Genomic DNA, 1,056 nt, shown 5'->3' with positions numbered 1-1,056 from the left:
GTAGCCATACATTTCTCAGCGAGGGGACCACGACCTCTAGCAGAAAAAAAGAAATCATTACGAGAGAGCAAGCGCGCTTGTTTTAGAATTTCTAATGCTTCTGTTGATAGAGGCACGCGAAATTCTGTTGTAGCATCACGCCTTCCTTTCATATTCTCAGCAGGAATGGTCCATATATCCTCCTCAACTTGATCTTTATGAATATGACGTAAAGGATTGGTACGAACGCCTGTCAGAATAAGCAAACGCAAAGCCAGTTGTGTTATGGTTGATGCTTCACAGAGTGTTTTATAAAAAGCCGGAACCTCTCTCCAATCCATGGCTGGTAAATTTTGCGTTTTATGACGTTGTTTACCTAAGAGAGCGCGTGCTTTTTCTGTTGCTTGTAAATCAACATTCAATCCTAATGCAGCCGCATGTTTAAGACAAAGGTTGAGACGAATAAGAGCTCTATTAGCAGTTCCAGCTTTTGTATGCCAAATAGGGGCAAGAACATTGCGTATCTCTGTTTGTGTAATCTCAGAAACGGGAAGACAGCCTAATTTAGGCAGAATATGAAGGCGTAATGGTAAAAACCAATCCCCATCTTTACCATCATTTTTTAATTCAGCTTTACGACTTTCAAAAGCATCCAACGCGATATCTTTTAAATAATGGAGCTTACTTATTGCCTCACGCTTTTGTTTTTCACGTTCTTTAATAGGGTCACGACCTTCACGAAGAACAGAATGCCACCCAGTTGCCAATTCACGAGTTTTTTTTAAAGAAACATTTCGCAATGTACCCAAGCCCATTTTGCGGCGCCGACCATGAATGGTATAACGGTAAATCCATTGAGCACCTCCATCTTTACGCTTATGAAGAAGCAAGCCGACACCATTATTATATTTGCCAGCTCCCAATGTTGCGACAGCCCTTGGCACTTGAGGCGATTCATAAGAGCCATTTTAGTCCTTTCTTGTACAGTTTTTATCCACACGCCAGCCCCGCTTATGGTGTGCAAGAGAATGGTTTTGATTGATTCAAGATAAACAGGTTTGAAATGAGAGAATCTTA

General features: G+C 41.3%; 1 pseudogene. It reads right to left on the bottom strand.

Going from position 1 to position 1,056, the window contains the following annotated elements:
- Nucleotides 1-946: pseudogene (locus tag ACFINF_RS09330) on the bottom strand (tyrosine-type recombinase/integrase); the annotation flags it as partial.
- Nucleotides 947-1,056 lie beyond the last annotated feature (110 nt).

The sequence above is a fragment of the Bartonella sp. TS25HLJMH genome, from assembly GCF_042193505.1.
GTDB lineage: Bacteria > Pseudomonadota > Alphaproteobacteria > Rhizobiales > Rhizobiaceae > Bartonella > Bartonella grahamii.
This window is presented reverse-complemented; position numbering and strand designations above follow the sequence as displayed.